Consider the following 26,388-nt stretch of genomic DNA (forward strand, 5'->3'; position numbering starts at 1 on the left):
CAAGTACTTACGTTCTGTAACGCGAATAAAAGTACCTAACTGTCATATATGGAAATCATAATGAACAAAACTCTACTTGCTCTTGCAGTGACTGCAGCAACGATTGGCACTCAAGCTAACGCGCTAGAAATCTACAACAAAGAAGGCACACAAATGTCTATTGGTGGTCATGCGACTATCGGTCTAACTGGTGCTCATGCAGGAAAAGACGCTCGCGTTGAAGAAAAGTCTCCTCGTATTAATCTTGAAGTGATCCATGACCTTGGTAATGGCTTTAAGGCAGACTTCAAAGGAGAGTGGGCAATGAACATGTTAGAAGGTGGCAAAAACACCTTTACGACTCGTCTGGGTTACATTGGTATAGGGCATGAAACATATGGCCGTATTGCAGCAGGTACTCAATGGTCTCCTTATTACATGGCAGCCGGCGTTGTCGATACGCCAATCGGTTGGTCTAATGATTTCCTTTACGACAATCAAGGCTTATTTGGTACTGCGCGTGCTGATAAGTTAGCGGCGTACTACAATACTATTGACTTTGACGAAGCGGGTGCTTTGACAATCGGTGCTGGCTGGCAAGGTGCTAACTCTGTTGATGAAACAATTGGTTATAAGCAAGATGGCAAAACGGTAGCGGGTGCTGGCGACCAAGTTTATTCAACAAAAACTCAAACTTGGCTAAGTTCGCAAAACCGTGGTCAAGTTGCTCTCGGGTATACGATCTCAGGTTTCAACGTCAACTATGCATTCAACAGCGGCAATGTTGTTGAGCGCAATGTAGCTAAGCTTGCTGAGTCTAACTTGGTTTCAGCTAAGTATGGTAATTTCGGCGCGGGTTTATATGTTGCAGCTACATTCGCTGACAACAAAAATATGAACTCATTCGACAGCAAACTAATTGCCAAAACTCAAGCTGTAGACTCGATTCTTGCATACGGTTTTGACATGGGTTTGAACTTAATCCTAAAGCATGAAGAAATGCAAGATACAGAAAACAATGTACGTGTTAAATCTGGAACTTCTGTTCAGGCAGAATATACAATTAACCCACGCGTTCGAGCATATACGGGTTATAACTTCGACAACCAAGGCGAGACTGGTGCGAATGTAGATTACCGCAAAGCGCAAGACAACCAATTCATTATCGGTACTCGTTTCTACTTATAATGTCTTGAAAACCTAAAACGAAGAAAGCGCCCCTATTAAAGGGGCGCTTTATTGGATCTATTAGGTATTGCACATTACAGTTGAGCGAGTGCTGATCCTGCTTGGGGTTGCTGAACCTTCGCTTTCCCAATCAATTTCAATGCGGTCTTATCATCCCATATGACGTCTTTGTCGCTGCCAATTATCGCACTGTTCATCTTGGCTATTTCGTTCCTCAAAAGTGCATCATCTTCTTCTGACAATGAGATTGTTCTTTTCCATGACCGATATGCTGTTTGTGTTGCAATTGGATCTCGGTTTTTAATCGCAGCAATTAAGTTTTCTTTAATCGATGCATTGTTTATTGAACTCATTGGTGAATTGTCATTAAGTTGGTTCTGATTGGCTTTACTAGTGCGGTACCACATTGCACTAGAGAAAACCCAGAGTGCAGCGAATAATCCGGCGATATATGGCCAACTACCTGAGTCTTTAACAATTGTTGTTGTACCAGGCGAGCTTGATGTTGGACTTGAGACTGGCGATACGGCGTTAATCACTTCGTTCGCTGTTACCGAAACGTTCAACCCTTCCAGTTCAGTTTGGGCTGGCTTTTTATTCACTGAATCCCACCAATTAATCTTTACAGCAGGAAGAGTAAAGTCGCCACCATGTTGAGCTATGAGAACTTGTTTAGTGATCATAGTGACGCTGCCATCATCGTTACTTTTGAACGATGGCTTTTCTGAATAGACCCGAAACGCATCGGGGTTACTGACCGATATATTAGGTAACTGAGCTGACGTTAGCCCTGTTGCCGTTAGAGTAATGGTTCGTGTTAAGGAGTCGCCGCTGGCAATTGAAACTGACTTCGTCTCTACGTTTTTCCCACTATCTAATTTCCAGGTTTGAGACAGAGAAAGTTTCGAAGTCGGTAACCAACTATCGGTATAGCCTTCCGGTACTGGGTCAACTTTTAAGTCAACCGTAGGTGAGCTGGTATCCAGAGTGAGGATCTTCGTAGTTCCACTTCTATTGTTCCCATAAAGAACCCCCCCAGTGAGTGTTGGCGCTTTAATGGCGAAATTACCACTATCGATAGCGGTGACTCTGTATGACTGATCAATGATCATAACCTCCATACCATCAAGCACAGCTTGATACTGTTTAGGTTCGCCAACTGCCTCAATATCTAACCCTGGCGCTTCTGGTGAGGTTAAGTTGGGGTTTTGCAGTAAACGGGGATCGACCTTAACAATGATTCTTGTATCTAGTAACGCACTTTCCTTGGGATAAAGTTCTGACTTACTTAATTGAGTACGAACTTCAATCATGTCTTTGGTCGTAGGTGTTTGCTCATCGATGGTAACGTTCAATGTAATAGGGGAGGTGGCAACACCATTGACATCAAAACTAGGGATGGTCAGTTTGCCAATTCTTTGTGGGGCGATCGCCACCGTCCAAATACTGCTGTCTGTACGCGTGCCATTCAAGATATTGACGGAAGAGCTAAAATTGGGTCGACCAAGATAGAAGTCTTTTGAAAGTGAACTAAAGTCCACCTTATTTCCGTCTAGTTTTTGGTCTGCGACGATTTTTAACTGAATGACCTCATCTTTGCTGACTTTGGTCTTGTTTACGCTTGCTGTTACGTTCAATGCCCATGATGAAAAGCTGACAGCAGAACTAATAATAGCGAGTAGCACTAAGGTGAGAGATTTTATGTTCTTCATTGTAATTACCAATCTTTCCCTGTTGAGGTAGGGACTTCTTTATTCTTCGATTGCAACAACATTTGTGCACGCAGCAAATAACTTGGGTCGCGCACGCTTTCAATTTGCTCAAGTTTTCTAAGATCGGGGTCGACGTTTTGTTGTGTTGTCTCTTTAGCTAGTTGAGCTTGCTTTTGCTCTTCAGAAGCTTGTGACTGTTGCTCACCGGAACTCGTACTAGCGGATTTTTCGGTTGATGCTTTAGTTGTATTGTCTTTCTCTTGAGGCTGCTTTGCCTGCTGATTCCGAGATTCTTTATTATTATCGGAATGCTCTGGTTGCGAATTATTCTTTGTGCGCTCTGAGTCTGGTTTTGCGGTTTCACCAGATGAGTTCTCTTTACTGCTTGAATTAGCGTTAGATTGCGATTGTTGTTGACTTGTCTTTGCCCCGTTGCCACCATTTTGTTGCTGTTGCTGTTGCTGTTGCTGTTGCTGTTGCTGTTGCTGTTGCTGTTGCTGTTGCTGTTGCTGTTGCTGTTGCTGTTGCTGTTGCTGTTGCTGTTGCTGTTGCTGTTGCTGTTGCTTCATTGCGTCTTTAACTAGATTAAGATTAAACTTCGCATCAGCATGGTTAGGCTGTTGATTGAGCACTTGTTGATACATATCAGCTGCTTTTACCAATTCACCATGCTGGGCATAGGCATTACCAAGGTTATATAAAGCGCTGATATCGCTCTCGCCCTGTAAGTTGTCGATAGCTTGTTGGTAATCGCCATTTTCATATTGCGCCGCTGCTAACCATTGCTTGTTGCTGAACAAGTTCTTGGCGGACTCGTAATCTTTATCTTGAAAGGCGTGGTAACCAAGTTGGTTCTGATTATTGAATGCGCTATCAATGATGGACGCCTCTGCGCTGTTACTATTAAAACCAAAAAGAATAGCGAGTAAAGGAGAGCAAAACACTACGCCTTTTCTAAATAATGGCAGCAAGAGTACTAATACAAGAGGAAGTAGCCAGTAGCCGTTATTTACCCTTATATCGACGCTTTGCTCTCCTTCTTTCTTAAGGTTTGCGGTTACATCTGAGGTTTGGATCAGACTCGAAATGTCCTGATTGTCACTTCGATACGTTGTATAGTGCCCTCGTCCCACTTTTGCTGCTTGCTTTAAGTTTGTAAAGTGAGTTTTGGCAACGACGGTGTTTCCCGACTTGTCAGTCAGCAGAGAACCGTCGGGTAGTGTAATAGGTGCGCCTCCAGTGGTTCCGAACGCTAAGACTGAAAGTTTCCAGCTATGACCGCTGAGCATCGCTTCAATTGCTTTAAGTTCACTTTGGCCTAGATCATCAGAAAACAGAATGATTTCACCGTTAGACAAGCCTGCTTGTTTCATCATATCGATAGCTTGCTTTACGGCTAAGTCTGCTCTCGCACCTTGGAATGGCATAATCTCCGGCGAAAGGTTTGTGATTAGGTTGCCCAGCGTGGCGGAATCTGTCGTTAGGGGGCTTAAAGTGTAAGCATCGCCTGCGTAGGCTACTAATCCGGTCTGCCCATCGGTAATCAATGGAAGTAGATCCTGTGCCTTGTACTTTATTTGAGCGAGGCGGCTAGGTTTGATGTCATTGGCATAGACCGAACGAGACATGTCTAACACTAACACTCTGGCACTGGATGATTGAAATGCAGGCCGAGTTTGGGTTTCAAAGCTCGGTCCTGCAACCGCGGTTATCAGAACAAGACAAAGTAACGTTAACCAAAACTGAGCTGACTTTTTGGAATCAGATTGCAACTTCAACGCTTTTTCTAAGTGAGAGGCGATAAGTGATGAGCTAGATTGACGGTAGTTCTTCACCGCAACAACTAAAGCAACAGGCAAAAGTAGCCAAAACGCTTGCGGATAGAGAAATTCAAAATTCATCTTTTTCTCTCCTTAGTATCACTAAAAGCATAATCAGCAACAGGCTGACCGTCGCGGGTAGTGCAAACCACTCGGTTTGAGGTCTCCAGGATTGGGTGGCTTGCTGAACAGGTTGTAGTGCATTGATGGTATCGTAAATGGTCGCTAGTTCATCGGCATTACGAGCTCTGAAATATTGTCCGCCAGTTATGTTAGCGATTTTTATCAATGTCTTTTCGTCTAAATCTTCTGCGGTGTTTACCGTGCGGGTCATAAAGAAATCTTTAACCTGCATCTCACCTGCGCCGACACCTATGGTGTAAATCGTGGTGCCGTACTTTTTGGCGATTTCTGCTGCTTGAACAGGGTCAAGAACACCGGCGTTATTGCTGCCATCACTGAGTAATATCATGACTCGTTGCGGAGCGTTACTATCGACAAAGGTTTTTGTCGCAAGTCCAATACCGTCTCCTATGGCAGTCTGGGTGCCAATCAGTTTTAATACGGTTTGATTAAGCTGAGTTTTAACGGTCTCTCTGTCGAAGGTCAGTGGGGTCTGCAAATAAGCGTGGTCAGCAAAATATACTAATCCGACTCGATCTCCCTTGCGACGGTCAACAAAATCTGACACCACATGTTTGACGGCAGTGAGCCTATCAATGTAACCATCTTGATATGCCATATCTTGTTGGCTCATTGAATAGGAGAGGTCGATGACAAGCATCATGTCACGGTGCTTTGGCTGAATCTCAATAGGCTCGCCATACCAAATTGGTCGAGCAGCAGCACATACTAGGCTTACCCATGCCATTATTGCGATGGTCCGGACGAGTAGTATTTTCTTTCGGCTCGCAGCTGGCATGCCTGAAATGTGAGGTAAAACTATAGATGCGCTCGGTTGTTTAGGTTGAAAGAACTTATAGCTGAGGTATGGCAGGGGTAGCAAAGCGAATAGCCACCACCATTCAAATGTAAATTCACTCATGATGCAGCATTCCAGTTTCGATATTTTCTTTTTGGAGGCAGCGCATTCTGTACCCAGTATTTACAATCGGAGATTAAGTTTGCCTCCTCATCTTTTGGAGGATTGGCGCTGTTGTATAGTGCGGAGTGCCACGAAGATTCATTGGGTATAAACCTCGGCGAGGCAAGTTGTGAATCCAAAAAACTCAACCATGATTGTCCAGTCAAATTAGCCACCTCTTTTCTAGGGAAGTAGCTAAGCGCCGCTTGGCGTAATATTTCATTGGCTTCAGCGGGTGACAATGTGGACACATCGCTTGTAAGCATTTTTAAAGCGGCTTTTTTTGCGCGCTCTTGCTTACGTTTTCTACGTATCAATAGAACAGTTAAAATGATGGAAAGCACAATGAAACCCAGTAAAGCCCAGTATCCCCAAGGTAGGGGCCAAACGCTAGGCTCGGCTGGTAGGTGTAATGGCTTTAAAGGTAAAGTTTGAGGCTGACTTAGCTGGCTCATAATTCACTACTTAAAATTGGACATTAATAGCTGTTGTAAAAGCGGTGTTCCGCTTGATACTTGAGATAAGGCAATACCATATCGATTTAACTTGGAAGTTAGCTCGCGCTGTTGCTGCATATATATGGATTCAACGGTTTTCCTTGTACGATCATTAGAAAAGTCTATTGATAACCGTTCATTTTTACCCATTACGTTTTGTATACCCTTAGCTTTGGTGATACCAAGCTCGATAGGGTCAAACACCTGAATAGCTCGTACACGGTTGTGTTTAGATAGCTTCGAAATGGCGCTTATATCCCTATCAGAAGTCGCCGAGAAATCACTGATCACAATGACCTCACTTCCTTTATTGCAGAGATTGGCTAGTACTTGATAAGGGTCTTTGTCACTTTCCATATCGTTAGAATTAGGAACACTCTTCGATTCCGTTACTACGTTATGAAAACCCTCATTATGAGCGTCGACGAGTTGCTGCAGTAATTGGTATAGCGAGGCTTTTGAGCTCGAAGGACGAAGCTCAAACAAACGTCTATTGGTTCGAATAACCGCGCCGACGCGATCTTTATTGCCAATAGCAATCCAACTTAACAAACTGGCTAAGTGACAAAGCTGCACTGACTTTAACAGCAGTTGCGTTCCCGTATACATGCTTGGTGTCAGGTCTAAGAATAGAACGACAGGGCGTTCTCGCTCTTCAGTAAAAAGTTTAGTGTGCACCTTGCCAGTGCGAGCGGTAACGCGCCAATCTATTTGTCTAACGTCATCACCAGCTTGATACTGGCGAACTTCAGAAAACGTCATTCCACGTCCCTTGCGAGGGCTGGCATGCTGTCCGTTAAGTTGTGACCAGAGGCTTTTAGCTGGTGGCTGCCAACGTTTACCGTGTGTTTGATAGAAGCAGAGCTCCTGCAGAGAAATCGAGGCTCCATTACACTGTATAGGCAAGTCTCCGCGCACGATAGCGGTCTCGAGGACGTGACTGTTATTGGTATCTTTTCGAAAACCTTTAGCAAGGTTAAATTTTCCGAACATAAGCCAGTTTACCTACGCCGATGCAACGGTTTTTAGTAACTCGTCAATGATTCTATTGCCATCAATTCCTTCGGCCTGCGCTTGATAAGTCAGTAACAGTCGATGTCGCAGAACTGGGTAAATGATTTCGTGAATATCTTCTGGGCTTACAAAGTCGCGACCAGATAGCCAAGCGTGAGCTCGAGCCGCTCTATCTAACGCGATAGTTGCACGTGGACTCACTCCCATCTCAATCCAGCTGACTAGGTCGTTGCTATAAGCATCTGGAGTTCGTGTTGCCATAACCAATCGAACGATATATTTTTCAATAGACTCTGCCATATGAATGGATAAAACTTGGCGTCGCGCTTCGAAAATTTCTTGTTGGGAAATACGATTCTCAAAGTGGTGACTTTCTCCTAAAGCTTCACCGCGATTGAGCCTCAAGATCGCTAGCTCACTATCCGCATCTGGGTAATTGACCTCTAAGTGAAGCAAAAAGCGGTCTAACTGAGCTTCTGGTAGTGGATAGGTTCCTTCTTGTTCTATGGGGTTTTGTGTGGCCATAACGAGGAAAAGATCGGGAAGAGGGTAGGTCGTTTGACCAACACTAATCTGCTTCTCCGCCATTGCTTCTAGCATCGCCGCTTGTACTTTAGCTGGTGCGCGGTTTACTTCATCCGCCAAAATAAGGGAATGAAATATCGGACCAGACTTAAATTGAAACTCACCAGTCTCAGGACGGTAGATATCAGTACCTGTTAAATCTGATGGTAGAAGGTCCGGTGTAAACTGAACACGATGGAAGCTACCTTCAATGCAATCGGCTAAGGACTTTACCGCACGTGTTTTTGCAAGACCAGGAGGGCCTTCTACCAGTATATGTCCATCAGCGAGCAACGCTACGAGCAACTGTTTCACTAAGTTGTCCTGACCAATAACCTGAGATTCGAGATAGCGTTGAAGTTGTTGGAAAGACTGCGCTGGCATGATGATGTTTCCTTATGGCGAGCGATTGAGATAAATAGGTAGATGGAAAACTACCGCGAAAGTTCCCTAAGTTATGTCATTGTTTTGTAATTACAATCAAGGATGTTACCACTTTACGTTTCATAATTTGGCAATACGTGTTCATTGTTGAAGGAAGTAAACATGCTCATAAGTAGGCTAATTGTAGCTGGAATATGGCATGAGCACGCCAAAACAAGTAAACTAGAACCAGTTTAAGTGATTAAGTAAGGTAATTTGTTATGAGTGATTTTGAGAAAGAATTAGAGTTGATGTCTTCTCAAGCAGAGTCTGAGCCAGAGGTAGCTCTTCCTTCAATTGAAGAGCAGCGTGAAATTGCTGCAGAGTTAAAGAAGCTTGAGGCTGAAGGTAAATTGACTCCAGAAGTGCTAGAAAAGTACTTTGGCAAGTTTAATCAAAAGAGCCAGACACCAATTCACTAAACCACCTATCTAAGCCCCTGTTAAGTGCTATTTTAACTAGGGGCTTTTAAATAAAAGTACCACTGCTAGCTAAACCCCCTCAATATTTCACACTGAACTTTTGATTTAGTATTTGAGAGCTATATCTCATATCTCAGTTTAACACTCGGTGCTTAGTTGCAACTGATATTTTTCTCAAAAATGAGACTGCATATGCAAGCCGTTGTTTTGAATAAAAGTTAGTCAAATGCAATCGATTTCATTGCACTTCTAGGCTATTGACGGATGAGAATGCATCGAATTCAATATTAACTTTGGAACTACTTTTCAAAACAAAAATAATCACATGGAGTGAACTATGGCTACCTTGGTAGAGGGAAACCAACGTGCGGTTCTGTTGGCAGAGAATAATTTGCAATCGAGTCTGTTAAAAGAGTCGATTGAACAGCAACTTAATATGGAAATTCGGCTAATTTCACCTGAACGTATTGGTCAACTCAGGCGCAGCACCAAAGATTACAATGTCGATCTAATTATTATTGACTACCCGACGATGGACCATGCGGCGGTAAGACAATACCATGAAGTTAGGGATGTTTTCTCGCTAGAAGCTCAAGAAGTTTTGATAAATACCTCTCCAGGTATCCGTCATTCGGAGATGTTACGTTGGCAACGTTTAGTAGGTGTATTCTATGCGACCGATAACCTAGAGCGGCTTATTACAGGCTTTAAGTGCATACTAAACGGTGAGATGTGGATGAGCCGAAAGTTGGTTTACGAATACATTAAACTTTACCGAGGAAAACATTGCCATACGACAAACCCTTACTACACTAAATTGACTAGAAGAGAACAAGAAATTATTAAACTTTTGGGTAATGGGGCTTCTAACACGCAAATAGCAGAGACTCTTTTTGTGAGTGAAAATACAGTAAAAGCACACTTGCATAATACTTTTAAAAAAATAAAGGTGAATAATCGTCTGCAAGCCCTCATTTGGGCCAAAGATAACATAGCTCCCCATGAACTTGCATAGTCTTCGCTCTTCATATTCAATGCTAACCCGTCTTTTTTGGCGGGTTTTCTATATGCATTAAATGAAAGTGAATATTTAGCTTGCTTGTTGTGGATGATGTTCTAATATTATCTTTGATCATGATCACAAAACCAATGCCGAGGGCCATTATAGAGATCTAATGTGGTAATTTTTCTAAAAGGCTGTTTGTTATGATGTTATTTATTTTTATCATACGATAGTTTAAGTTTCGTAAATGTTTCGATTAGCTAATCTGCGTCATTCCTACTCTTTCCTGTTAACTATTCTCATCTACTTGCTACCAAATTAATAACCCTAGTTAGTTTATTGGTGTTCTGATGGATAAACTTTAAGCTTGATTCAAGGTTTAGGTTTATATGCAACGTCAGATTGCTGAGGCTAGGAAAGGGTATTCCCATGAAAATGGAACAATGGCTTACCGTTCTATTTAAAACTCCAGGTTTGTTTAAATGCAGCGCTTTATTTAGTTGGATAGTTGTTTCTCTTTTTCTATCTGAAAGCGTCGTTATTGCTGGCGAAGTGAACACCTCTAAAGTAATTGTACATACTGTCCCATTTGAGTCTGGAGAGTTTTTAACCGGTGTTACTGACGCTACTCTGTCGAAGTATGGGTTTGAAGAAGCCAACAATTCAGATTTGAGTACTGAGTCAGATCTTGATAATTATTCAGATATAAATATAGCGAATGCTACATCGGCACAAGTAGTCATCTTGCAAAAAAGCTATGGGTCTGATGGGAAAAATAAAGCAAAAGTCAGTGTTTCTGGGGCTGGGAATCGTGTATTGGCAGCACAACTAGGAGGCAGGAATGAAGCCTACATAGCGCAAGAGGGCAATAATAATACAGCTATTGTAGGTCAAGTTGGCTGGGATTTAAGTTCAGAAAGTGTCGCCGTTGTTATCCAAGAGGGTGATGATAACGAAGCCTACATTGGTCAAAAGCGATACAGAAGTGCATCTAGCAATGTCAGTGTTAATCAAATTGGTAATGGGAATATTGCAGCGGTAGTCGCCGGTTCAGGTGCAGACCTTGGAATATCTCAAGTAGGAAATGGAAGTGAGTTAATAATTAATGCTTCCGGTTCAATGGGAATTTACGTCAATCAAACTAATTAGCGGCGTGGTATGTTGGTGGGTTGATATAAATACGTGCTTCTTAAGAAGTATATGTCGACAAGGAATTATAAAGGATTAAGGTTGTTATTATGAATAAATTAGCATTAGCTGTAAGTATCTCTGTTATATCAGGTTCGGCGATGGCTACTGTAACTCAGACAGAAGTAGATTTTAATGGATATGATGTAGAAACGTTCGCTAGACCGGATAACCAATCAGTTATTCTACAATCTAATAACACTACAAGCTCTGTTGTGATTCAGCAAGGTTCTAAAGGCGATTATGACGCTAATATATCTGTTGTAGATATGAGGCTTCAAGGGTGGGGAAAACGAAATAAAGTTTATGTTAATCAGGAAGGAGGCGATGGTTTCTTCCCTAGCGCACAGGACTCATTGGTAAGAATAGCTGGGACTAGCGGAGGCGCTAAAATTACAGTTGATCAAAATGGGAAGTACAATGACTCGCAAGTAGTGTTGTCCGGTGATGCTGATAATAATACGGTTGATGTGACACAAACTAATGGCAACTTTTCTGAAGGTAACTGGTCTGATGTGGCAATATCTGGTAGTAGCGACTTCAATAAGGTTGATATAGATCAGAATGGTAGCGGAAACATATCAGAAGTGAGTATTTCTGGTGGTAGTAGCGGCTCGTCGGCAGATTCGCAGAAAGTTAAAGTAAACCAGAAAGGAAGTAACAGTCAATCATACGTGAATCTTTATGATGCAAGTGTTGATAATGATGTAAATATCGACCAAGATAATGACGGTCATTATTCCAATGTTAGTATCAATGGTAACCTGAATGATATTGATGTTAAACAATCAGGTTCGGCGAGTGATACATCTGATATTGCTCTCTATGGCGAAAGTGATAACAACATAATTAATGTTACTCAATCTGGCGACTACTTCAGTAACAAGTCCGAGATTAAACTTTATGCTTCCTCTGGAAATGGAGTGGGCGCGGCTAACCATATTAATTCGGTGGAAGGTATTAGAGTAATTCAAACTGGTGGTGACATTTCCACTATTGTTATGAACAATTCCACTAATAGTGCTATTTACGTCAATCAACAGTAACTTTGATGGTTGATTTGTTAACTAAAGGACCCACAATTGTATTTTGTACAATTGTGGGTCTGTATTCTTCTAATGGTTTGTCTACTTTAGTAAGTACAGACATCCAATGTCAACGTAACCTTAATAGTAACCAAGTTACCATTACACAGCACGCTGAAAGTGAAGGTGTCACGTTGAAAACTCAGTCGGGCTCATCTATATTTATTTCTCAGAATGGAGGTATTTCAGTATATGAATTACCGACTTCTCAATTTCCTCTGCTTTTAGAAAGCGTATCCAACGTACGCTGGGAAATTCGTAGCGACTGCATGGTAACTGAAGTAGGTGCATCTCAAGATTTCACAGAGTAACAGGCTTGCTAAAGATACTCAGTCAGGCATATATCTAAACTTTCTCACTACTGAGACTCTAACTCTAACTTACTGTAATTCCACAAATAAGACTTATTCTTCGGGCTTAGCGCCAGATCCGCTCAATAAATGCTCTGTTATACTTCACAGAATACGGCGTACTAAGCATAGTTACAGGGAGTTGGTTATGTCTGTTGAAAAGGATAGCAACAACGTGCACGCATTATTGTTAGCAGAGAATAGTCTGCAATCCGGTTTGCTCAAAGATTCAATAGAGCAAAAGGTTCCGATCACCATTAGGTTAATGTCTGCTGAGAAGCTTTACCGCTCACGAGATGATGTGGTTGAGAGGGATGTGCGCTTTATTATCATTGATTACGCTGCCATTGGTCATGGCACTGCCACTCACTATCACGAGATTATAGAGAGTATGGACAACAGCATCAAAGAAATTTTATTGAATGCGCCCAGTGACCTAGAACACGCGGAAATGCTTAAATGGCAAAACCTGGTTGGTGTCTTTTATGCCTCGGACACTATTGAAACGTTGGTTTCGGGCTTTGAGCGCATTTTAGCTGGGGAGTTGTGGATGAGCAGAAAGTTGGTCTACGAGTACGTGAATTTCTATCGTCGTCGTCAATGCTCAAAAACCAGCCCGTATTATACCAAGCTAACGAAACGAGAACAGCAAATCATTAAGCTGCTTGGCGATGGAGCGTCTAATACAGAGATCGCCGATACTCTATTTGTTAGTGAGAATACAGTGAAAGCCCACCTTCATAATGCATTCAAGAAAATTAAGGTCAAAAACCGTTTGCAAGCATTGTTGTGGGTGAAGAACAACATAGCATCTAGTGAATTCGTTCAATAGTGTGACTATCCGCTGAGCCGAAACAGAGCCTCTTTTTACCGCACGTTGTAACCATTTTCTAACAGTGTCTGATTTCACTAGAAATAGATGCTGTTTTATCGTGTGCACATTTCCATATTTTGAGTGTGGCACGTGATGAAAAAATCTCTCCTATTTTGGGCATTTAGCTTGTTGTCGACCGCTGTATTTGCTGGTCAGTTTGAAAAGGGTAAGCACTATGTAACCTTGCCTCGACCTCAGACTATTGAATCTCAGGTTATGTTATTCCATTCACCTTATTGTGGTCCTTGCGCCATGGTTCACGGGCCATTGGTGGATATTGTTCAAAAACATGACTTAACCTTTAACGAAGTTGTTGTAGGTATGGGGCCTGTCGGTCGCGACGTTCAAGAAGCCTTTGTGGTTGCCAAAGGGCAGGGCACAGAGCAAGCATTTATTGAAGAGTTGATTCATAGAATTCACTTTCGAAGGGATCAAACTCCAAGGTTTCGTAGTGATATTGCCGATGTCTTAGAAATGTGCGGTGTTAATTCTCAACCTTTTGAGGAGCGCTGTGAGCAAATACAAGATGAAGTCGATGACTTTAACAGTTTAATAAAGGAGTATAGGGTTCGAGCGACACCGACGATAATTATAAATGGTAATCAGCAAGTCATATTGCACCAATTGAGTAGCTTAGAAGAATTAGAACGCCTTATTGTGGAGTTAACAACCTAGTGGTTCAACAAGACGTGCATATCACTTTGTTAAGTGTAGTTATATTGATAGCGCCCATGCTGCTTAGTTGGAACCGTTCAAACCGAATGATGGTCATTGGCTTCAATATGTTGGGTGTTATCTGTATTGCTGCGGCATACCACTATTGTTATCACCCCTTAGCGTACCTTCCATTCTTTATGTCAGGGCTCACTTGTTGGATGTTTGCAGTCGGATTTGCGGTTAATAATCGATAAAAAAACAGGGCTACGGGTAAGTTCCATTTTCCGCATAGCCCTGTTTGCTGCTTACTCGGTTAGCTATAAAATTTCCGTTTTAGCTTGAGAGTATTTGGCGATAATCGGGTTAGACATTGCATCTGGGTCACCAGATGACCACATTCCTCTTTCCATCCCTTTGACAATTAGATGTATAACAGCGGCGTCAATAGCCGACATAATCGCGATATTGACGGGCTCATTGTTGCTGTAACCCAACTCAATTTCGAGTAGCTCTTTATAGTCAATGAATCGGAATGCGCCCAAACCAATTTCATGAGAAGAGATGGTTTTTGAAGTAGTTATACTTAGCAAGACTTGTCCACTACGCACGTCGACTGCTCTAAGGTTGACGGTAACTTGGTCAGTTCGATATTGACCTGAAGCACCTATGCCTAAGTATTTTGCACCTGCGCCGCCAGTTCGTATATTGGAGTCATACGCGACAATACCCCCTTCAATCACCACATTAGCGGAGTTAAGTGACGATAGATCCGAACCATGATTTGAGATCACTTTGTCTTTTTTCTGAGCTGCTCGAATAATCTTACGCTCAGTTAGTAGGTTTTGAAGGCCTTCTCGCTCAAGTGGAACAAACCATTGAGAGTCTAGTAGTGATGTTGTCAGCAATGACGTACCACCCTGAGGTACTGCAGTAGAGAAGTTACTATTAGGCTGAGGCTTATATTGGCCTGTCTGGTCGCGAAAATCATAGACAGAAACTAAGATTTTACCTGCTGGTTTAGGCAGCGCGATCAAGTCGGTGTAAGTAGCGCCTCGTGGCATTAATTTAGGCTCTGCAGAGGTATCAGGTATATCCAAAGAATGTGCGCAGCCACCAAGCATTAATGCTAGGCTCAAGTAAATTAGACCTTTCATAATACGTTCCTTGTAAATTAGAGGTCGGGATTAAGTCCAGAAACACTGATTTCAGTGGATTCTCCAGTTGCCTTGTCGACGATCTGAACCAATAAAGTGCCTGAATCATCAACAACGTTAAGGAAGAAGTCGTCAGTTTCCAATTGGCCAGTATTGCCATTACCAATATCTGCCAATAATTGGCTAATTAGTCGGGACTCTAAGCTTGAAGCAAGCCTATCTAGTGCTGATTCTTCTTCAAAATCAAACGAACTCGCGTTCGGGTCTTGATAGTCGTTAATTGCGTTCGCATGATTGATCAAGATCGTACTGTTTAATGGGTTTCCCCCAAAGGTAGGATTAACTGGGGTGTAGACGAGTTCGCTCGCCAGTGTTAATGGAGACCCCAATATTCCAATTAACGCGAGTTTAGTTGATAAATTTGCCATCCTTGCCGCCTTAAAATTCATCGTGTTCCAAATCAAAGGTGTCCATGTAAAGACGCTCAGCCTGCCATCGGATAATGTAATTACCCACGACTTGTAAGGCATCGTTTGCCCGGTCTTTAGCCTGTCTTCGACCTGGTGACAACGCTGTTCTGTAGATAGCTTTTCGAGAATGGTATACCTCAATAATACTGCCGGAAAGCGCTGTCGGGATTTCTTTGATAGTGAGATTTTCTTTAAGGTCAGGGTATCTATCATTAAGTTGTTGAGAGAAGAAAAAGTAAAAGTCTTCCCCTAAACGAGTGATAGTTCTATCGACAATAACACCACTAACTTCGCTAAAGTCGTTAAACGGAACCTTAAGTTTGTCTCCTTGCCCTTCTATCTTTTTACCGTTTTCTAAGGGAGCCCCGTTTTCAATACCATTATTGGTTCCTGCCCCTAAAACAGAAGAGGCAAACAAACACACGGTACTCATAAGCAGCAATAACTTCATGTTGGCTCCCATTCAAAAATCCGTTTAAAAAATGAGAAGAGTGAGTTCAATTGAACTTAGATAAATAGTAACTCAAAGCCTTTTTTCACTGCATAAACTTTAGCACTAGTTATTATGACTTTTTTTTCATACTTCGGTTCTTTTGATTGCCTAATAATTACTTCAAATATCCAAGGTTTATTTCTTACAAATCAATTTAAGTTTAGTGTGACTAAAACTACTTGTAATTAGAATTTTAAATGTCATCGGTTCTTATTTTACAGGCGCAAACTCAATCATTGTTTGAAATCACAATTATTGTTTGAAACGCAACACAACCTTTTAAGAATCGTGAAGTGTTAAATCCGAAGTCTGCGTTCAGTTAACTCAGAAGCAGGATGAAAATCGATACATTTGGCAATTCAGGGAAAGTCGCAATGAATGCTTCGATAAAAACGAAACTTCAAACGGTATTAGGCGTAGCGTGCTTAGTCGCTAGTGCTGCGAGTACAGCTCTGGTTTTTGCTCCCAACGGAGGGGTTGAGTCTCACGGTGTTTTCTTACATGGAGTAAACGAGGATATCCAAAGTGATTTCAATGATTTACTCAATACTGTAGATGACATCGATAATTATTCAGAGGTGCACATCACTAACGCCACTGATTCGCTTGCGGTTGTAGTTCAGGATAGTCCGGGGAACTCAGCAGGTAACAAGGCGAAAATAGTACAAAGCGGTAGTAGCAATACTGCCCTAATTGGTCAGAAAGGGGCAGCAAATACCGCCTATATCATTCAAGAGGGTGATAACAATGCAGCGGCGATAGGTCAACTTGGAAGAAATGGGCAAGCTCTTGTTGCCCAAAAAGGAGACAATAACTTAGCGGTAATCGGTCAAGCAAATATATTTCATCCTTCGAGCAAACTCAGTATTAATCAAGAGAACGATAACAATATTGCGTTTGTCGCTGGTTCAGGTGGTGCTAATTTAGGTGTTTCCCAGAATGGCGGGGATAACATATTAATTAATGCATCAAGTGCAATGAGAATTTACATAGACCAATCTAACTAGCGCGCGGTATTAACGTTACTTTGGTTTAGTAAATGACTTCTTTTTATAGAAGTTATAGTCGACATGGAAACTTAAAAGGAAATAAGGGTTTTATTATGAAAAGGTTAGCTATTTCAATTTCAGCTCTTTTAGTATCAGCTTCTGTAGCTGCCGTACCAACTGTACCGGGTGTTACCGGCGTACATATCAAAAATGCAGTTGCGAGCTATTCATTGCCTGCTGGCGATAATTCGGCGTTGGTGCTAATGGACGGTGGTGACTATGGTGATGTATCTATCGTGCAAGGTGTTGTGCCTTTGAGCGATGGAAACCTAGCCGTTGTGGATTACACTGGAAGCGGTAATGATAACAACACATCTATTCAGCAAGATCGTGAAGATAACAACGCGTTAGTTCAAGCTTACAATGGCAGCCGAGACAATGACGTAGAAATCATTCAAAACGATGATGGTCGCGCGTGGGTTATGTTTAAAGGTGGTAGTGACGATAATGACGTTGAAATCTTGCAAAGAGGTTCGAGTAACCAAGCTCGCGTTGCTATGAGAAATAGCAGTGATGATAACGATGTCGACATCGATCAGAAAGGGTCCAATTTTGTGGCAAATGTAGGTATGCGAGCCAACAGTGACGATAACGAAGTGTACATTCTACAAAAATCTGGACATAGTAATTCTTTAGCTGAAGTATCGTTAGTAAACGCGGACAATAACGATAATGGCAACAAGTTCAATGATACATCCGGTATCTACATCGTCCAAACAACGGGTGATTACGCTGGTGTATTTATTTCGAATGCTGACCACAACGCTGTCTATATCAAACAAAATTAATGAAGCTTCACTTAATCCAAAGAGCGGCGTATATCGCCGCTTTTCTTTGTTTATTTTCGTACCAAAGTTACGGTCTTTCGGAACCACTTCAATGTACACCTCTTACGGATAACACGATCCAGCTCATATTCGAGCGTCCGCTTAATAGTGGAGAATTGTTAGTAACTAGTCACGAAAGGACAATTTTGAGTATTAGAATGAATGGAGGAGCAACAGCCTATCAGTTAGCTAAAGACTACTTCCCCGTAACAGTCACTGAAGTTGATAGTCAAAGGCAATGGGAAATAATAGAGGACTGTACGATAGAGGTGAAAAAAATCCCCCAATCTCATTAAGATAGGGGGAAATTACTATTAACAAAGGTGATTATATTAGATAGCTAGTTTCGTTATACACCTGCTTCTTTATACAAACGACGACACGCCTTACCATCACTATGGAACAAGTGGCAACGATGTGCAGGGATACCAATCTTAATTCGGTCACCGACTTCTACCTCAAGAGTGTCTGGTTGACGGTAGATAACGTCAGCATCAGCACTTTCTAGATTTAGATAGACTTGAGTCTCGTTGCCAAGCTTCTCGACGATCATAACTTCGCCTTCAACTTTAGCATCGCCTTCCTCTTCAGAGACAAGGTGTTCTGGACGCACACCCAGAGACATACGGTCACCTTTGTTTACGGTTGTCCCGTCCACTGGAATCCAGAATGAGTCGCCGTCAGAAAGCTGAACTTTTACGCGCTCTGCTTCGACTTCGTCGATGAATACACTCATGAAATTCATCTTTGGAGAACCAATAAAACCAGCTACAAAACGGTTGTCAGGATAATGATAAAGCTCAAGTGGTTTACCGACCTGTGCCACATAGCCAGCATCTAGGACAACAATTTTGTCAGCCATAGTCATCGCTTCTACCTGATCATGCGTTACATAGATCATGGTGCAGCCAAGTTGACGTTGCAGCTTAGTGATTTGCGAACGCATGTTGACACGCAGCGCTGCATCAAGGTTAGACAGGGGTTCATCTAACAAAAATACATTAGGTTGAGATACCAAAGTACGACCAATCGCTACACGCTGGCGTTGACCACCAGAAAGTGCTTTAGGCTGACGCTCTAATAGATGACCTAATTGAAGAATTTCAGCAGCGTGTTCAACACGGCGGTCGATTTCTGCTTTATCTGCTTTAGCGAGTTTAAGGCCAAACGACATATTGTCGTATAGATTAAGGTGAGGGTAGAGTGCATAAGACTGGAATACCATACCTACGCCGCGCTTTGATGGTTCTACATCATTCATGCGCTCATCACCAATATACAAATCACCGGACGTGATGTCTTCTAAACCTGCGATACAACGTAGTAGAGTTGATTTACCACAACCTGATGGACCGACAAAGACAACAAACTCGCCTTCGTTGATTTCTAGGTCGACATTCTTGGAGATCAGTACGTCGCCGTACGCTTTACTAACATTTTTTAACGTGACACTCGCCATGTAGCTCGTCCTCGATTCATTTTTATATCTTTCTGTCGGTCATTATAGAGATAAGTCGACAGGTAATAATAGTAGGAAATTGGTAAGTGATTAGGGTATTGCTCGATTTTGTTAAAAGGCCTTGTCCTTTGATTGTCTATCTAGCCCCTGATGGAAAGAAAAAAGGGCGGCGCTGTACGATATGGCGCCACCCTCAAAGCCAAGACTTCGCTAGTATCCCCCGACATAAATTGAAGTTCTCCCCCGTAAAATAAATTACCACTAGTACTTCAATTTATGACTACTTGGCGAGTCCGGCGATGCAAACCCAGCATGTGTTTCGTATGAAACTCAAGGAGCACATGGCTCTTACTGGTAAAGGGTTCTTACCATCCACTCTTGGATGACTGCAGTTTCCTTGATTCGTGTAAGTCGTACATCCTCCTGATAAAAATAATTGTGGGGGGAGTAGGAAAGGAGGAGGGGTTAGGGGAGTAGAAAAGCCATATGAGATCCAGTTCAAATAATTACTCCTCATAATGGTGAAACATGTCACAACAGAAGATTGTTTTGTGATGTTGATCTATAGTTCTTGCCGACAGAGATCACGGAAATCATTGCTACTCCAAAGGGCGTAGAGAGTAGGAGGATGAGACCTTGCTGTATTTTTTAGATGATACTCATCGAAATTTAGGAAAATCCTCTGGATGACCCTGCGATCAAAACTATAAAAAGGATATGAACATGAAAAAAGCCCTAAGCACTGTAGCTCTAGGTACACTAGTTGCTCTTGGTTCTTTTGGTGCAAATGCTGCTATCGAAGAAGGACAACTCACTATTTGGATCAATGGTGATAAAGGTTATAACGGTCTTGCAGAAGTAGGTAAGAAGTTCGAAGAAGACACAGGTATTAAAGTGACAGTTGCTCACCCTGATGGTCTAGAGAGCCGCTTCCCTCAAGTTGCAGCGACTGGTGACGGTCCTGATATCGTGTTTTGGGCTCATGACCGTTTCGGTGAGTATGCTCAAGCAGGTTTGCTAGCTGAAATCAAACCTTCTAAAGAAGTTAAAGAAGGCATCATTGATTTTGCATGGGATGCAGTTAAGTATGATGGCAAGATTATCGGTTACCCAGTAGCGGTTGAATCCCTATCCCTAATTTACAACAAAGACTTGGTTCCTAACCCACCGAAGACTTGGGAAGAAGTGGAAGCACTGAATGCGAAACTTGCAAAAGACGGCAAGTCCGCAATCATGTGGAACCTAAAAGAACCGTACTTCACATGGCCACTAATGGCGGCTGATGGCGGTTATGCATTCAAATACAACGGTGGTACTTATGACGTTAAAGACGCAGGTATTGCTAAAGATGGCGTGAAAGACGCACTTTCATTCGTGAAGGGCCTTGTCGACAAAGGTGTTATCTCGGCAGATATGGATTACTCAGTGTCTGAGTCTGCGTTTAACCAAGGTAAGACTGCGATGACGATCAACGGTCCATGGTCTTGGGCGAATATCGAGAAGTCTGGCATCAACTACGGTGTTGCTACTCTTCCTAAGTTCAACGGTCAAGCATCTAAGCCTTTCGTTGGCGTACTAACTGCGGGTATCAGTACTGCATCACCTAACCGTGACTTAGCGGTTGAGTTCTTAGAGAACTACTTACTGACTAATGACGGTCTACGTTTAGTTAACAACGACAAGCCACTAGGCGCAGTTGCGCTAACTTCATTCCAAGAAGAGCTAGGTGCTGATGAGCGTATCGCGGCGACAATGGATAATGCGATGAACGGTGAAATCATGCCAAATGTTCCACAAATGAGCGCGTTCTGGGCATCCGCTAAAAACGCTATCGTGAACGTGGTTGATGGACGTCAGACTGTTGATGCTGCTGTAGCAGATGCAGAAAAGCAAATGACTAAGTAACTATTGATATTAGATCTACCCTTTTAAGGAGGGGGCAACCCCTCCTTCTTTTCTATTTTTTGTATTATCGCTAGCAGGTCCTTTTATGCAGTCAGTTCAAGGTACAGATGCCATGTCAGCAACAACCGCTACAGTTCCGAGCAGCAAGAAAGTATTCATTAAGTGGGGACTTCTTGGCTCAGTTGGTCTAGTGAACGGTTACGCGACCATTCTTATGTATTCACGCGGTGAGCTTGCCTTTGCAATGCTTACTGTGATCTTAACCGCTCTGGCACTCTATATTTTCGGCAGTAAGAAAACTTACGCTCATCGCTATATCTATCCAGGTATTGCGGGCATGATTCTCTTTATTCTTTTCCCATTAGCGTATACCGTCGGACTCGCTTTCACTAACTACAGTGCGAAAAACCAACTCTCTTTGGATAGGGCACAAAGCGTATTAATGCAGCGCACATTCCAAAGCGGTGAAAGCTTCTCTTTTGATTTGTATAAAACGGATAATGGCCATCGTATTTACGTTAAAGACGGTGACCAGCTGCTCGTCACGCCTGAGTTTGATATCTCAAGCCCTAAAGCAGAGTATGACCTTTCTGAAGCTCAGTCTCAGTCGGGTGAAAAAGAGAAAATTAAGGCGATCATTCAAAACCGTTCAGCGCTAAATACTATCGATCTTCACATGCCAGATGGCGCTGATATTAGAATGAGTGGCCTACGTAAGTTCGCGTCGGTACAACCATTGTTTAGCAAAATTGAGGGTACTGACGATCTTCTGAACAACAAGACGGGTGAGACATTCCGTCCGAATATGGAAGTTGGTTTCTATCAGCCTATTGATACGAATGGAGAGTTTACTGGCAATACGGTTTCTCCGGGTTTCATCGTTGATATTGGTACGCACAACTTTGAGCGTGTTTGGAAAGACGATGGTATTAAAGAGCCGTTTATTAGCATCTTTATTTGGACGGTTGTGTTCTCAGTACTGACAGTGATCTTTACTCTGGTCATCGGTATGGTGTTGGCTAGTGTGGTTCAATGGGAGGAACTGAAAGGACGTGCGGTGTATCGCGTACTGCTTATTCTTCCATATGCGGTCCCAGCGTTTATCTCAATCCTTATCTTTAAAGGTCTATTCAACCAAAGCTTTGGTGAAATCAATATGGTGTTACAGAGCCTATTTGGTATCAGTCCAAGCTGGTTCTCTGACCCAATTTTAGCGAAAACCATGGTGTTAATTGTTAACACTTGGCTTGGTTTCCCTTACATGATGATCCTATGTATGGGTCTACTAAAAGCGATTCCAGACGATTTGTATGAAGCATCGGCGATTGATGGAGCAAACTTCATCCATAACTTTACACGCGTTACTTTGCCATTGATGATCAAACCACTAACGCCGCTTTTGATTGCAAGTTTTGCTTTCAACTTCAACAACTTCGTAATGATTCAGCTATTGACTCAAGGTGGTCCAAACATGATTGGTACCTCTGAGCCAGCGGGTTATACTGACCTACTAGTAAGCTATACCTACCGTATCGCGTTTGAAGGTTCGGGGGGTCAAGACTTCGGTCTAGCAAGTGCGATTGCAACGCTTATCTTCCTATTGGTTGGCGCGTTAGCTCTACTCAACTTACGTTTCACTAAACTTGAGCAAGATTAAGGAATATCACGATGCCAATGGTACAAGGTAAATCATTAAAATACCGAGTGTGGGCAACCCATATTGCACTTTGGGTGTTCCTATCACTTATCATCTTCCCACTGTTGATGGTAATCGCAATCTCTTTCCGCGAAGGTAACTTTGCGACAGGTAGTCTGATTCCGGATAACCCATCGCTAGAGCACTGGAAACTGGCGCTAGGGTTCTCTGTGACCAATGCAGATGGTTCGGTGACACCGCCGCCATTCCCAGTACTAACTTGGCTGTGGAACTCGGTGAAAGTAGCTGGCATCTCATCGATTTTGATTGTGGCTCTGTCAACAACGTCAGCTTACGCTTTTGCACGCATGCGTTTCCCTGGAAAGAGCACCATTCTTAAAGCGATGATGATCTTCCAAATGTTCCCGGCAGTACTGGCGTTGGTTGCGTTATATGCACTATTCGACAAGCTTGGTCAGTACATTCCTTTCTTAGGATTGAACACGCATGGTGGTCTTATCTTCTCCTACTTAGGCGGTATTGCACTGCACGTATGGACGATTAAAGGCTACTTTGAAACGATTGATAACTCGCTAGAAGAAGCTGCAGCACTAGATGGTGCGACTCCTTGGCAGGCGTTCCGCTTAGTACTATTGCCACTGTCTGTGCCAATTCTAGCGGTAGTCTTTATCCTGTCGTTTATTGGGGTTGTGGGTGAAGTACCAGTAGCATCATTACTGCTTTCTGATGTAAACTCATACACATTAGCGGTTGGTATGCAGCAATATCTGTACCCTCAGAACTATTTATGGGGCGACTTCGCGGCAGCAGCGGTATTGTCAGCATTACCTATCACAATCGTATTCTTACTTGCGCAGCGCTGGTTAGTGGGTGGCCTCACAGCTGGTGGTGTTAAAGGATAATAACGATAAGGGTGATCGCAAGGTCACCCGTTTTTTTGTCTTGTTTGACACTCAATTGGTTTGGCCGCCGACAAGTCAGATAAGATCACTGGTGTTACGTATAGCTGGCTGTTACCAGGATTCCTTACTATCACGAATAACAGTTTCTTGTAACCGATGCCTGAGCTTAGTCTCGGGCGTTTTCTTTTCTAGCCATCAATTCTTTTCGTCCATTAAATTGTGACCTAATAGGAATAGCCGTACGTCCGTTCATTACCTATTGTTATTATTGACAATTAATGCTGTTAAAAGCAGCAGTTGGCTTGTGTTGTCGTAGGCAGTCTGTGCTCGGTGTGTTATAAGTTTTAACAGACCTGAAATAGGTAGCCAGTTTGTCTGAAAAAGGGAGAATCAGATGACAAGAATCACGGAATCGAAAGCCTTAATTTATTCAGCCGTTGGGGCAGGCCTGTTAGCGCTGTGGGGCGGCCTAATGGCAATGATTTCTGGCTCAAGTGCCATCTTGCTTGACGCCTCGTTTAACCTATTATCAGCGGTGGTGTCTTTCGCCTCTCTGCGCATTGCAAAGTTAACTGAATCTGGTACATCACGAAACTACCCGATGGGTTTCTTTGCCTTTGAGCCACTTATTGTTGTCATCAAAGGAATTACTATATTAATACTTATTGCGTTCGCAGTCGGTAGTAATATTCCGGTTATTCTTGCAGGAGGCCGTGAGCCGGCACTGAGTTTAATGGCAATTTACGTCTTTCCTGCCGTGGCGTTGTGTGCTTTTCTCTATTGGATTTGTCACCTAGGACACAAACAGTCAAACTCCGACATTCTTAAGGCAGAAAAGAACGCTTGGTTTATCAATGGAATCATTTCGGGAGCTATTGGGGTAGCACTGATCTTGGTGATGTTGATTCAAGGGACATCGTTTGGATGGGTAGCACGCTATATCGACCAAATTCTTGTTGTGCTATTTAGTTTGGCCTTCATTAGTGACCCAATCAAACTTATCAAAAATGGTATGCGTGAACTCACCTTAGCCATGCCTCCGATAGAGCACACTAAGCCGATTTATCGCGGTCTGAAAGGTTTAGCTCAGGAGTATGAGATTGAGATTGTCGATATCTTTATTGCTAAGCTTGGTCGAAAAACTTGGGTGTCTGTGTATGTGGATCCTAAGCGTGAATCGATGACATTCAAAAGCTATGAACGATTTGTTGATGATTTGAGGGCTAAAGTAGATAAGCCTTACACCATGACCGAGGTAGACGTCATCCTTAAACGCTCACCAACAGCAGCAAGTGAGACTAACTTAGTTCACGACTAGAGGGTGCGCATCCCACGTACTGGAGCAGAACGTAAAGACTTTCTTGCTCCAGTGCGACTCGCTGTAGCAAATCAGCAAAGACATCGTCGCCACCAAAGCACGCTTTGATGTAGTGATTGATCTCGTCTCTTTGATAACCTTCCACATACATCGTTCTGATCCATTGGTACTCGACAGATTTTAAGTTAGTAAGTGTTGTTTCACTTAACGTGATGTCGTTGAGGGTCAAGCCGAGCTCCTATCTCTTTTGGCATTAAAGTTTGGCGATTACATCAAACTTTAATGAAAGAAAAATGACAGTTGCGTGACTTGACAGTGAATTGACAAACTAGACTATTGATTCAACATTCTGTTTCAAAAGGTAAATTAGTTCGTTCACGCTGTTTTTATGTTCACCAAGCTTGGTATAAATCCCGATATTACCTACTTTTTGCCTATCAATATGGCAGGCTTTCAAACCTAAGCTTGCTAACCACTGTTCCGCTCTGTGACTGTATGGCATAACTGCTTGAGTCATATGAAGCATGTCTATACTGGCTAATACAGAGTCTACATCGTAGACAACACGTTCTTCTAGAGAGCCATCATGAGGTAGGCCATTAGACAGCACGGATTGGTGTCGGGGATGGTTCGGTGTCACTCGAAGCAATGGAAACTGATCTATCTCGTTTGGCTCTGCATTTGATTTCGCTAACGGGTGTTGTTGTGATACGTAGGTTGCTTCGTAATCTTGGAAAAGAGGTTGGAAGGCTACACGGCAGTCGTCAGAGAGTTCCAATACCTCATGACCTATAAATAAATCTATATCACCTCGTGTTAGGTGGCTCAGTAGGGAGAGGTTATTACCAAACTCGAGATGAAACGAATTTGCTGGGTTTAATGACTGATAATCCTTTACCGATTGACGTACAAATCGTTCCCACCATACTTCTCCAGTACCGATTTTTATCTTGCCGAATTGACGTTGTTGCATGTCATTAAATTGATGTTTGAGAGAGAAGTATTGTTCCTGCTGTTCCTGCGCAAATGCCCGAAATTTCTCGCCATATGGCGTGAGTTCAACACCTTTTGATAATCGATTAAATAGAGGCGCGCCCATTTCGGATTCCAATTTTTTTATCGCGGATGTCAAAGACGGCTGACTGATAAATAGTTCATCAGAGGCTCGTTTGATGTTGCCATGCTTTGCGACTGCTAAGAAGTACTTTAACGATTTGTTGATAGCCATGTTTCGCACCAAGGTGTTATATAAAAATTCTATATGATTATACGTATATTCTATTTTCTTTCCTAC

At 42.6% G+C, this 26,388-nt stretch carries 26 protein-coding genes; 14 read left to right on the forward strand and 12 right to left on the reverse strand.

Annotated elements, in window-relative coordinates:
* Positions 1-60: 60 nt before the first annotated feature.
* Positions 61-1,167 carry a porin gene (locus tag HOP38_RS19420; RefSeq protein WP_063603293.1) on the forward strand — a complete coding sequence of 369 codons (1,107 nt, stop codon included), beginning with the start codon at positions 61-63 and terminating at the stop codon, positions 1,165-1,167.
* A gap of 74 nt (positions 1,168-1,241) precedes the next feature.
* Here the strand turns inward: HOP38_RS19420 and HOP38_RS19425 are convergent, their stop codons facing one another.
* The 6 genes from HOP38_RS19425 to HOP38_RS19450 are packed head-to-tail and all read right to left on the reverse strand — an operon-like array spanning position 1,242 to position 8,242.
* Positions 1,242-2,879 carry a BatD family protein gene (locus tag HOP38_RS19425; RefSeq protein WP_198558743.1) on the reverse strand — a complete coding sequence of 546 codons (1,638 nt, stop codon included), beginning with the start codon at positions 2,877-2,879 and terminating at the stop codon, positions 1,242-1,244.
* A gap of 5 nt (positions 2,880-2,884) precedes the next feature.
* Entirely contained in the window at positions 2,885-4,780 is a 1,896-nt protein-coding gene (locus tag HOP38_RS19430) for a vWA domain-containing protein (RefSeq protein WP_198558744.1), read from the reverse strand.
* Positions 4,770-5,744: a vWA domain-containing protein gene (locus HOP38_RS19435; protein WP_063603296.1), complete on the reverse strand. Its 975-nt coding sequence runs from the start codon at positions 5,742-5,744 to the stop codon at positions 4,770-4,772. Before HOP38_RS19435 ends, HOP38_RS19430 begins: the two co-directional genes overlap by 11 nt.
* Complete coding sequence (locus HOP38_RS19440; RefSeq protein WP_198558745.1) at positions 5,741-6,238, reverse strand: DUF4381 domain-containing protein; 498 nt, start codon at positions 6,236-6,238, stop codon at positions 5,741-5,743. Before HOP38_RS19440 ends, HOP38_RS19435 begins: the two co-directional genes overlap by 4 nt.
* Before the next feature lie 6 nt (positions 6,239-6,244).
* A complete protein-coding gene (locus HOP38_RS19445; RefSeq protein ID WP_198558746.1) occupies positions 6,245-7,273 on the reverse strand; it encodes a DUF58 domain-containing protein in 1,029 nt (342 codons plus the stop codon).
* A gap of 12 nt (positions 7,274-7,285) precedes the next feature.
* Positions 7,286-8,242 (reverse strand): AAA family ATPase, encoded by a 957-nt coding sequence (locus HOP38_RS19450; protein ID WP_006069049.1) that lies wholly within the window; start codon positions 8,240-8,242, stop codon positions 7,286-7,288.
* Between the two features lie 260 nt (positions 8,243-8,502).
* Between HOP38_RS19450 and HOP38_RS19455 the strand changes: the two genes are divergently transcribed.
* From HOP38_RS19455 to HOP38_RS19485, 7 genes are all read left to right on the forward strand, one after another.
* Positions 8,503-8,703 (forward strand): hypothetical protein, encoded by a 201-nt coding sequence (locus tag HOP38_RS19455; RefSeq protein WP_006069048.1) that lies wholly within the window; start codon positions 8,503-8,505, stop codon positions 8,701-8,703.
* Between the two features lie 337 nt (positions 8,704-9,040).
* Entirely contained in the window at positions 9,041-9,718 is a 678-nt protein-coding gene (locus HOP38_RS19460; protein WP_006069047.1) for a LuxR C-terminal-related transcriptional regulator, read from the forward strand.
* 417 nt (positions 9,719-10,135) lie between these two features.
* Entirely contained in the window at positions 10,136-10,855 is a 720-nt protein-coding gene (locus HOP38_RS19465; RefSeq protein WP_198558747.1) for a curlin subunit CsgB, read from the forward strand.
* 89 nt (positions 10,856-10,944) lie between these two features.
* The gene (locus HOP38_RS19470) at positions 10,945-11,940 is read left to right on the forward strand and encodes a hypothetical protein (RefSeq protein WP_063603300.1); all 996 of its coding nucleotides are present in this window, start codon (positions 10,945-10,947) and stop codon (positions 11,938-11,940) included.
* A gap of 537 nt (positions 11,941-12,477) precedes the next feature.
* On the forward strand, positions 12,478-13,161 hold the full coding sequence (locus tag HOP38_RS19475; RefSeq protein ID WP_063603302.1) for a LuxR C-terminal-related transcriptional regulator: 684 nt from the start codon (positions 12,478-12,480) through the stop codon (positions 13,159-13,161).
* Between the two features lie 135 nt (positions 13,162-13,296).
* Entirely contained in the window at positions 13,297-13,878 is a 582-nt protein-coding gene (locus tag HOP38_RS19480; protein ID WP_198558748.1) for a DsbA family protein, read from the forward strand.
* 56 nt (positions 13,879-13,934) lie between these two features.
* Positions 13,935-14,114, forward strand: a complete 180-nt coding sequence (locus HOP38_RS19485) for a hypothetical protein (protein ID WP_143081563.1) — start codon at positions 13,935-13,937, stop codon at positions 14,112-14,114.
* Between the two features lie 63 nt (positions 14,115-14,177).
* On the opposite strand, the gene HOP38_RS19490 is transcribed toward HOP38_RS19485, so the two are convergent.
* The 3 genes from HOP38_RS19490 to HOP38_RS19500 are packed head-to-tail and all read right to left on the reverse strand — an operon-like array spanning position 14,178 to position 15,935.
* Positions 14,178-15,014: a CsgG/HfaB family protein gene (locus HOP38_RS19490; protein WP_006069040.1), complete on the reverse strand. Its 837-nt coding sequence runs from the start codon at positions 15,012-15,014 to the stop codon at positions 14,178-14,180.
* A gap of 17 nt (positions 15,015-15,031) precedes the next feature.
* Positions 15,032-15,442: a curli assembly protein CsgF gene (locus tag HOP38_RS19495; RefSeq protein ID WP_031494927.1), complete on the reverse strand. Its 411-nt coding sequence runs from the start codon at positions 15,440-15,442 to the stop codon at positions 15,032-15,034.
* 10 nt (positions 15,443-15,452) lie between these two features.
* A complete protein-coding gene (locus HOP38_RS19500) occupies positions 15,453-15,935 on the reverse strand; it encodes a curli production assembly/transport protein CsgE (RefSeq protein ID WP_240645412.1) in 483 nt (160 codons plus the stop codon).
* A gap of 416 nt (positions 15,936-16,351) precedes the next feature.
* Here HOP38_RS19500 and HOP38_RS19505 point away from each other — a divergent pair, with 416 nt between their 5' ends.
* Both HOP38_RS19505 and HOP38_RS19510 read left to right on the forward strand, forming a co-directional pair.
* Entirely contained in the window at positions 16,352-16,984 is a 633-nt protein-coding gene (locus HOP38_RS19505) for a curlin subunit CsgB (protein ID WP_198558749.1), read from the forward strand.
* A 95-nt stretch (positions 16,985-17,079) separates the two neighbouring features.
* Positions 17,080-17,814: a curlin repeat-containing protein gene (locus HOP38_RS19510; protein ID WP_006069036.1), complete on the forward strand. Its 735-nt coding sequence runs from the start codon at positions 17,080-17,082 to the stop codon at positions 17,812-17,814.
* Positions 17,815-18,202: 388 nt separating this feature from the next.
* On the opposite strand, the gene malK is transcribed toward HOP38_RS19510, so the two are convergent.
* A complete protein-coding gene (malK, locus tag HOP38_RS19515) occupies positions 18,203-19,312 on the reverse strand; it encodes a maltose/maltodextrin ABC transporter ATP-binding protein MalK (protein WP_031493156.1) in 1,110 nt (369 codons plus the stop codon).
* 723 nt (positions 19,313-20,035) lie between these two features.
* On the opposite strand from malK, the gene malE reads away from it, so the two are divergent.
* From malE to HOP38_RS19535, 4 genes are all read left to right on the forward strand, one after another.
* Complete coding sequence (gene malE / locus HOP38_RS19520) at positions 20,036-21,217, forward strand: maltose/maltodextrin ABC transporter substrate-binding protein MalE (protein WP_006069033.1); 1,182 nt, start codon at positions 20,036-20,038, stop codon at positions 21,215-21,217.
* An 85-nt stretch (positions 21,218-21,302) separates the two neighbouring features.
* Positions 21,303-22,874 (forward strand): maltose ABC transporter permease MalF, encoded by a 1,572-nt coding sequence (malF, locus tag HOP38_RS19525; protein WP_124941881.1) that lies wholly within the window; start codon positions 21,303-21,305, stop codon positions 22,872-22,874.
* Between the two features lie 11 nt (positions 22,875-22,885).
* The gene (malG, locus tag HOP38_RS19530; protein WP_006069031.1) at positions 22,886-23,776 is read left to right on the forward strand and encodes a maltose ABC transporter permease MalG; all 891 of its coding nucleotides are present in this window, start codon (positions 22,886-22,888) and stop codon (positions 23,774-23,776) included.
* Positions 23,777-24,170: 394 nt separating this feature from the next.
* The gene (locus HOP38_RS19535; RefSeq protein ID WP_062455524.1) at positions 24,171-25,094 is read left to right on the forward strand and encodes a cation efflux transmembrane domain-containing protein; all 924 of its coding nucleotides are present in this window, start codon (positions 24,171-24,173) and stop codon (positions 25,092-25,094) included.
* Here the strand turns inward: HOP38_RS19535 and HOP38_RS19540 are convergent.
* Complete coding sequence (locus tag HOP38_RS19540; protein ID WP_006069029.1) at positions 25,075-25,323, reverse strand: hypothetical protein; 249 nt, start codon at positions 25,321-25,323, stop codon at positions 25,075-25,077. The two genes, HOP38_RS19535 and HOP38_RS19540, sit on opposite strands and share 20 nt — an antisense overlap.
* 99 nt (positions 25,324-25,422) lie before the next feature.
* Positions 25,423-26,316, reverse strand: coding sequence for a LysR family transcriptional regulator (locus HOP38_RS19545; RefSeq protein ID WP_198559359.1), 894 nt, complete (start codon positions 26,314-26,316; stop codon positions 25,423-25,425).
* Positions 26,317-26,388: the final 72 nt, after the last annotated feature.

This window comes from Vibrio mediterranei, assembly GCF_013364395.1.
In the GTDB taxonomy this organism is placed as follows: domain Bacteria; phylum Pseudomonadota; class Gammaproteobacteria; order Enterobacterales; family Vibrionaceae; genus Vibrio; species Vibrio mediterranei.

Excerpts from the sequence above, each read along its gene's own strand:
- HOP38_RS19505 (WP_198558749.1), top strand. The coding sequence starts at position 16,352 with ATGAATGCTTCGATAAAAACGAAACTTCAAACGGTATTAGGCGTAGCG.
- malG (WP_006069031.1), top strand. The coding sequence starts at position 22,886 with ATGCCAATGGTACAAGGTAAATCATTAAAATACCGAGTGTGGGCAACC.
- HOP38_RS19435 (WP_063603296.1), bottom strand. The coding sequence starts at position 5,744 with ATGAGTGAATTTACATTTGAATGGTGGTGGCTATTCGCTTTGCTACCC.
- malF (WP_124941881.1), top strand. The coding sequence starts at position 21,303 with ATGCAGTCAGTTCAAGGTACAGATGCCATGTCAGCAACAACCGCTACA.
- HOP38_RS19450 (WP_006069049.1), bottom strand. The coding sequence starts at position 8,242 with ATGCCAGCGCAGTCTTTCCAACAACTTCAACGCTATCTCGAATCTCAG.
- HOP38_RS19420 (WP_063603293.1), top strand. The coding sequence starts at position 61 with ATGAACAAAACTCTACTTGCTCTTGCAGTGACTGCAGCAACGATTGGC.
- HOP38_RS19480 (WP_198558748.1), top strand. The coding sequence starts at position 13,297 with ATGAAAAAATCTCTCCTATTTTGGGCATTTAGCTTGTTGTCGACCGCT.
- HOP38_RS19470 (WP_063603300.1), top strand. The coding sequence starts at position 10,945 with ATGAATAAATTAGCATTAGCTGTAAGTATCTCTGTTATATCAGGTTCG.
- HOP38_RS19455 (WP_006069048.1), top strand. The coding sequence starts at position 8,503 with ATGAGTGATTTTGAGAAAGAATTAGAGTTGATGTCTTCTCAAGCAGAG.
- HOP38_RS19465 (WP_198558747.1), top strand. The coding sequence starts at position 10,136 with ATGAAAATGGAACAATGGCTTACCGTTCTATTTAAAACTCCAGGTTTG.
- HOP38_RS19535 (WP_062455524.1), top strand. The coding sequence starts at position 24,171 with ATGACAAGAATCACGGAATCGAAAGCCTTAATTTATTCAGCCGTTGGG.
- HOP38_RS19490 (WP_006069040.1), bottom strand. The coding sequence starts at position 15,014 with ATGAAAGGTCTAATTTACTTGAGCCTAGCATTAATGCTTGGTGGCTGC.
- HOP38_RS19430 (WP_198558744.1), bottom strand. The coding sequence starts at position 4,780 with ATGAATTTTGAATTTCTCTATCCGCAAGCGTTTTGGCTACTTTTGCCT.
- HOP38_RS19440 (WP_198558745.1), bottom strand. The coding sequence starts at position 6,238 with ATGAGCCAGCTAAGTCAGCCTCAAACTTTACCTTTAAAGCCATTACAC.
- HOP38_RS19445 (WP_198558746.1), bottom strand. The coding sequence starts at position 7,273 with ATGTTCGGAAAATTTAACCTTGCTAAAGGTTTTCGAAAAGATACCAAT.
- HOP38_RS19475 (WP_063603302.1), top strand. The coding sequence starts at position 12,478 with ATGTCTGTTGAAAAGGATAGCAACAACGTGCACGCATTATTGTTAGCA.
- HOP38_RS19495 (WP_031494927.1), bottom strand. The coding sequence starts at position 15,442 with ATGGCAAATTTATCAACTAAACTCGCGTTAATTGGAATATTGGGGTCT.
- HOP38_RS19485 (WP_143081563.1), top strand. The coding sequence starts at position 13,935 with ATGCTGCTTAGTTGGAACCGTTCAAACCGAATGATGGTCATTGGCTTC.
- malE (WP_006069033.1), top strand. The coding sequence starts at position 20,036 with ATGAAAAAAGCCCTAAGCACTGTAGCTCTAGGTACACTAGTTGCTCTT.
- HOP38_RS19500 (WP_240645412.1), bottom strand. The coding sequence starts at position 15,935 with ATGAAGTTATTGCTGCTTATGAGTACCGTGTGTTTGTTTGCCTCTTCT.
- HOP38_RS19460 (WP_006069047.1), top strand. The coding sequence starts at position 9,041 with ATGGCTACCTTGGTAGAGGGAAACCAACGTGCGGTTCTGTTGGCAGAG.
- HOP38_RS19425 (WP_198558743.1), bottom strand. The coding sequence starts at position 2,879 with ATGAAGAACATAAAATCTCTCACCTTAGTGCTACTCGCTATTATTAGT.
- malK (WP_031493156.1), bottom strand. The coding sequence starts at position 19,312 with ATGGCGAGTGTCACGTTAAAAAATGTTAGTAAAGCGTACGGCGACGTA.
- HOP38_RS19510 (WP_006069036.1), top strand. The coding sequence starts at position 17,080 with ATGAAAAGGTTAGCTATTTCAATTTCAGCTCTTTTAGTATCAGCTTCT.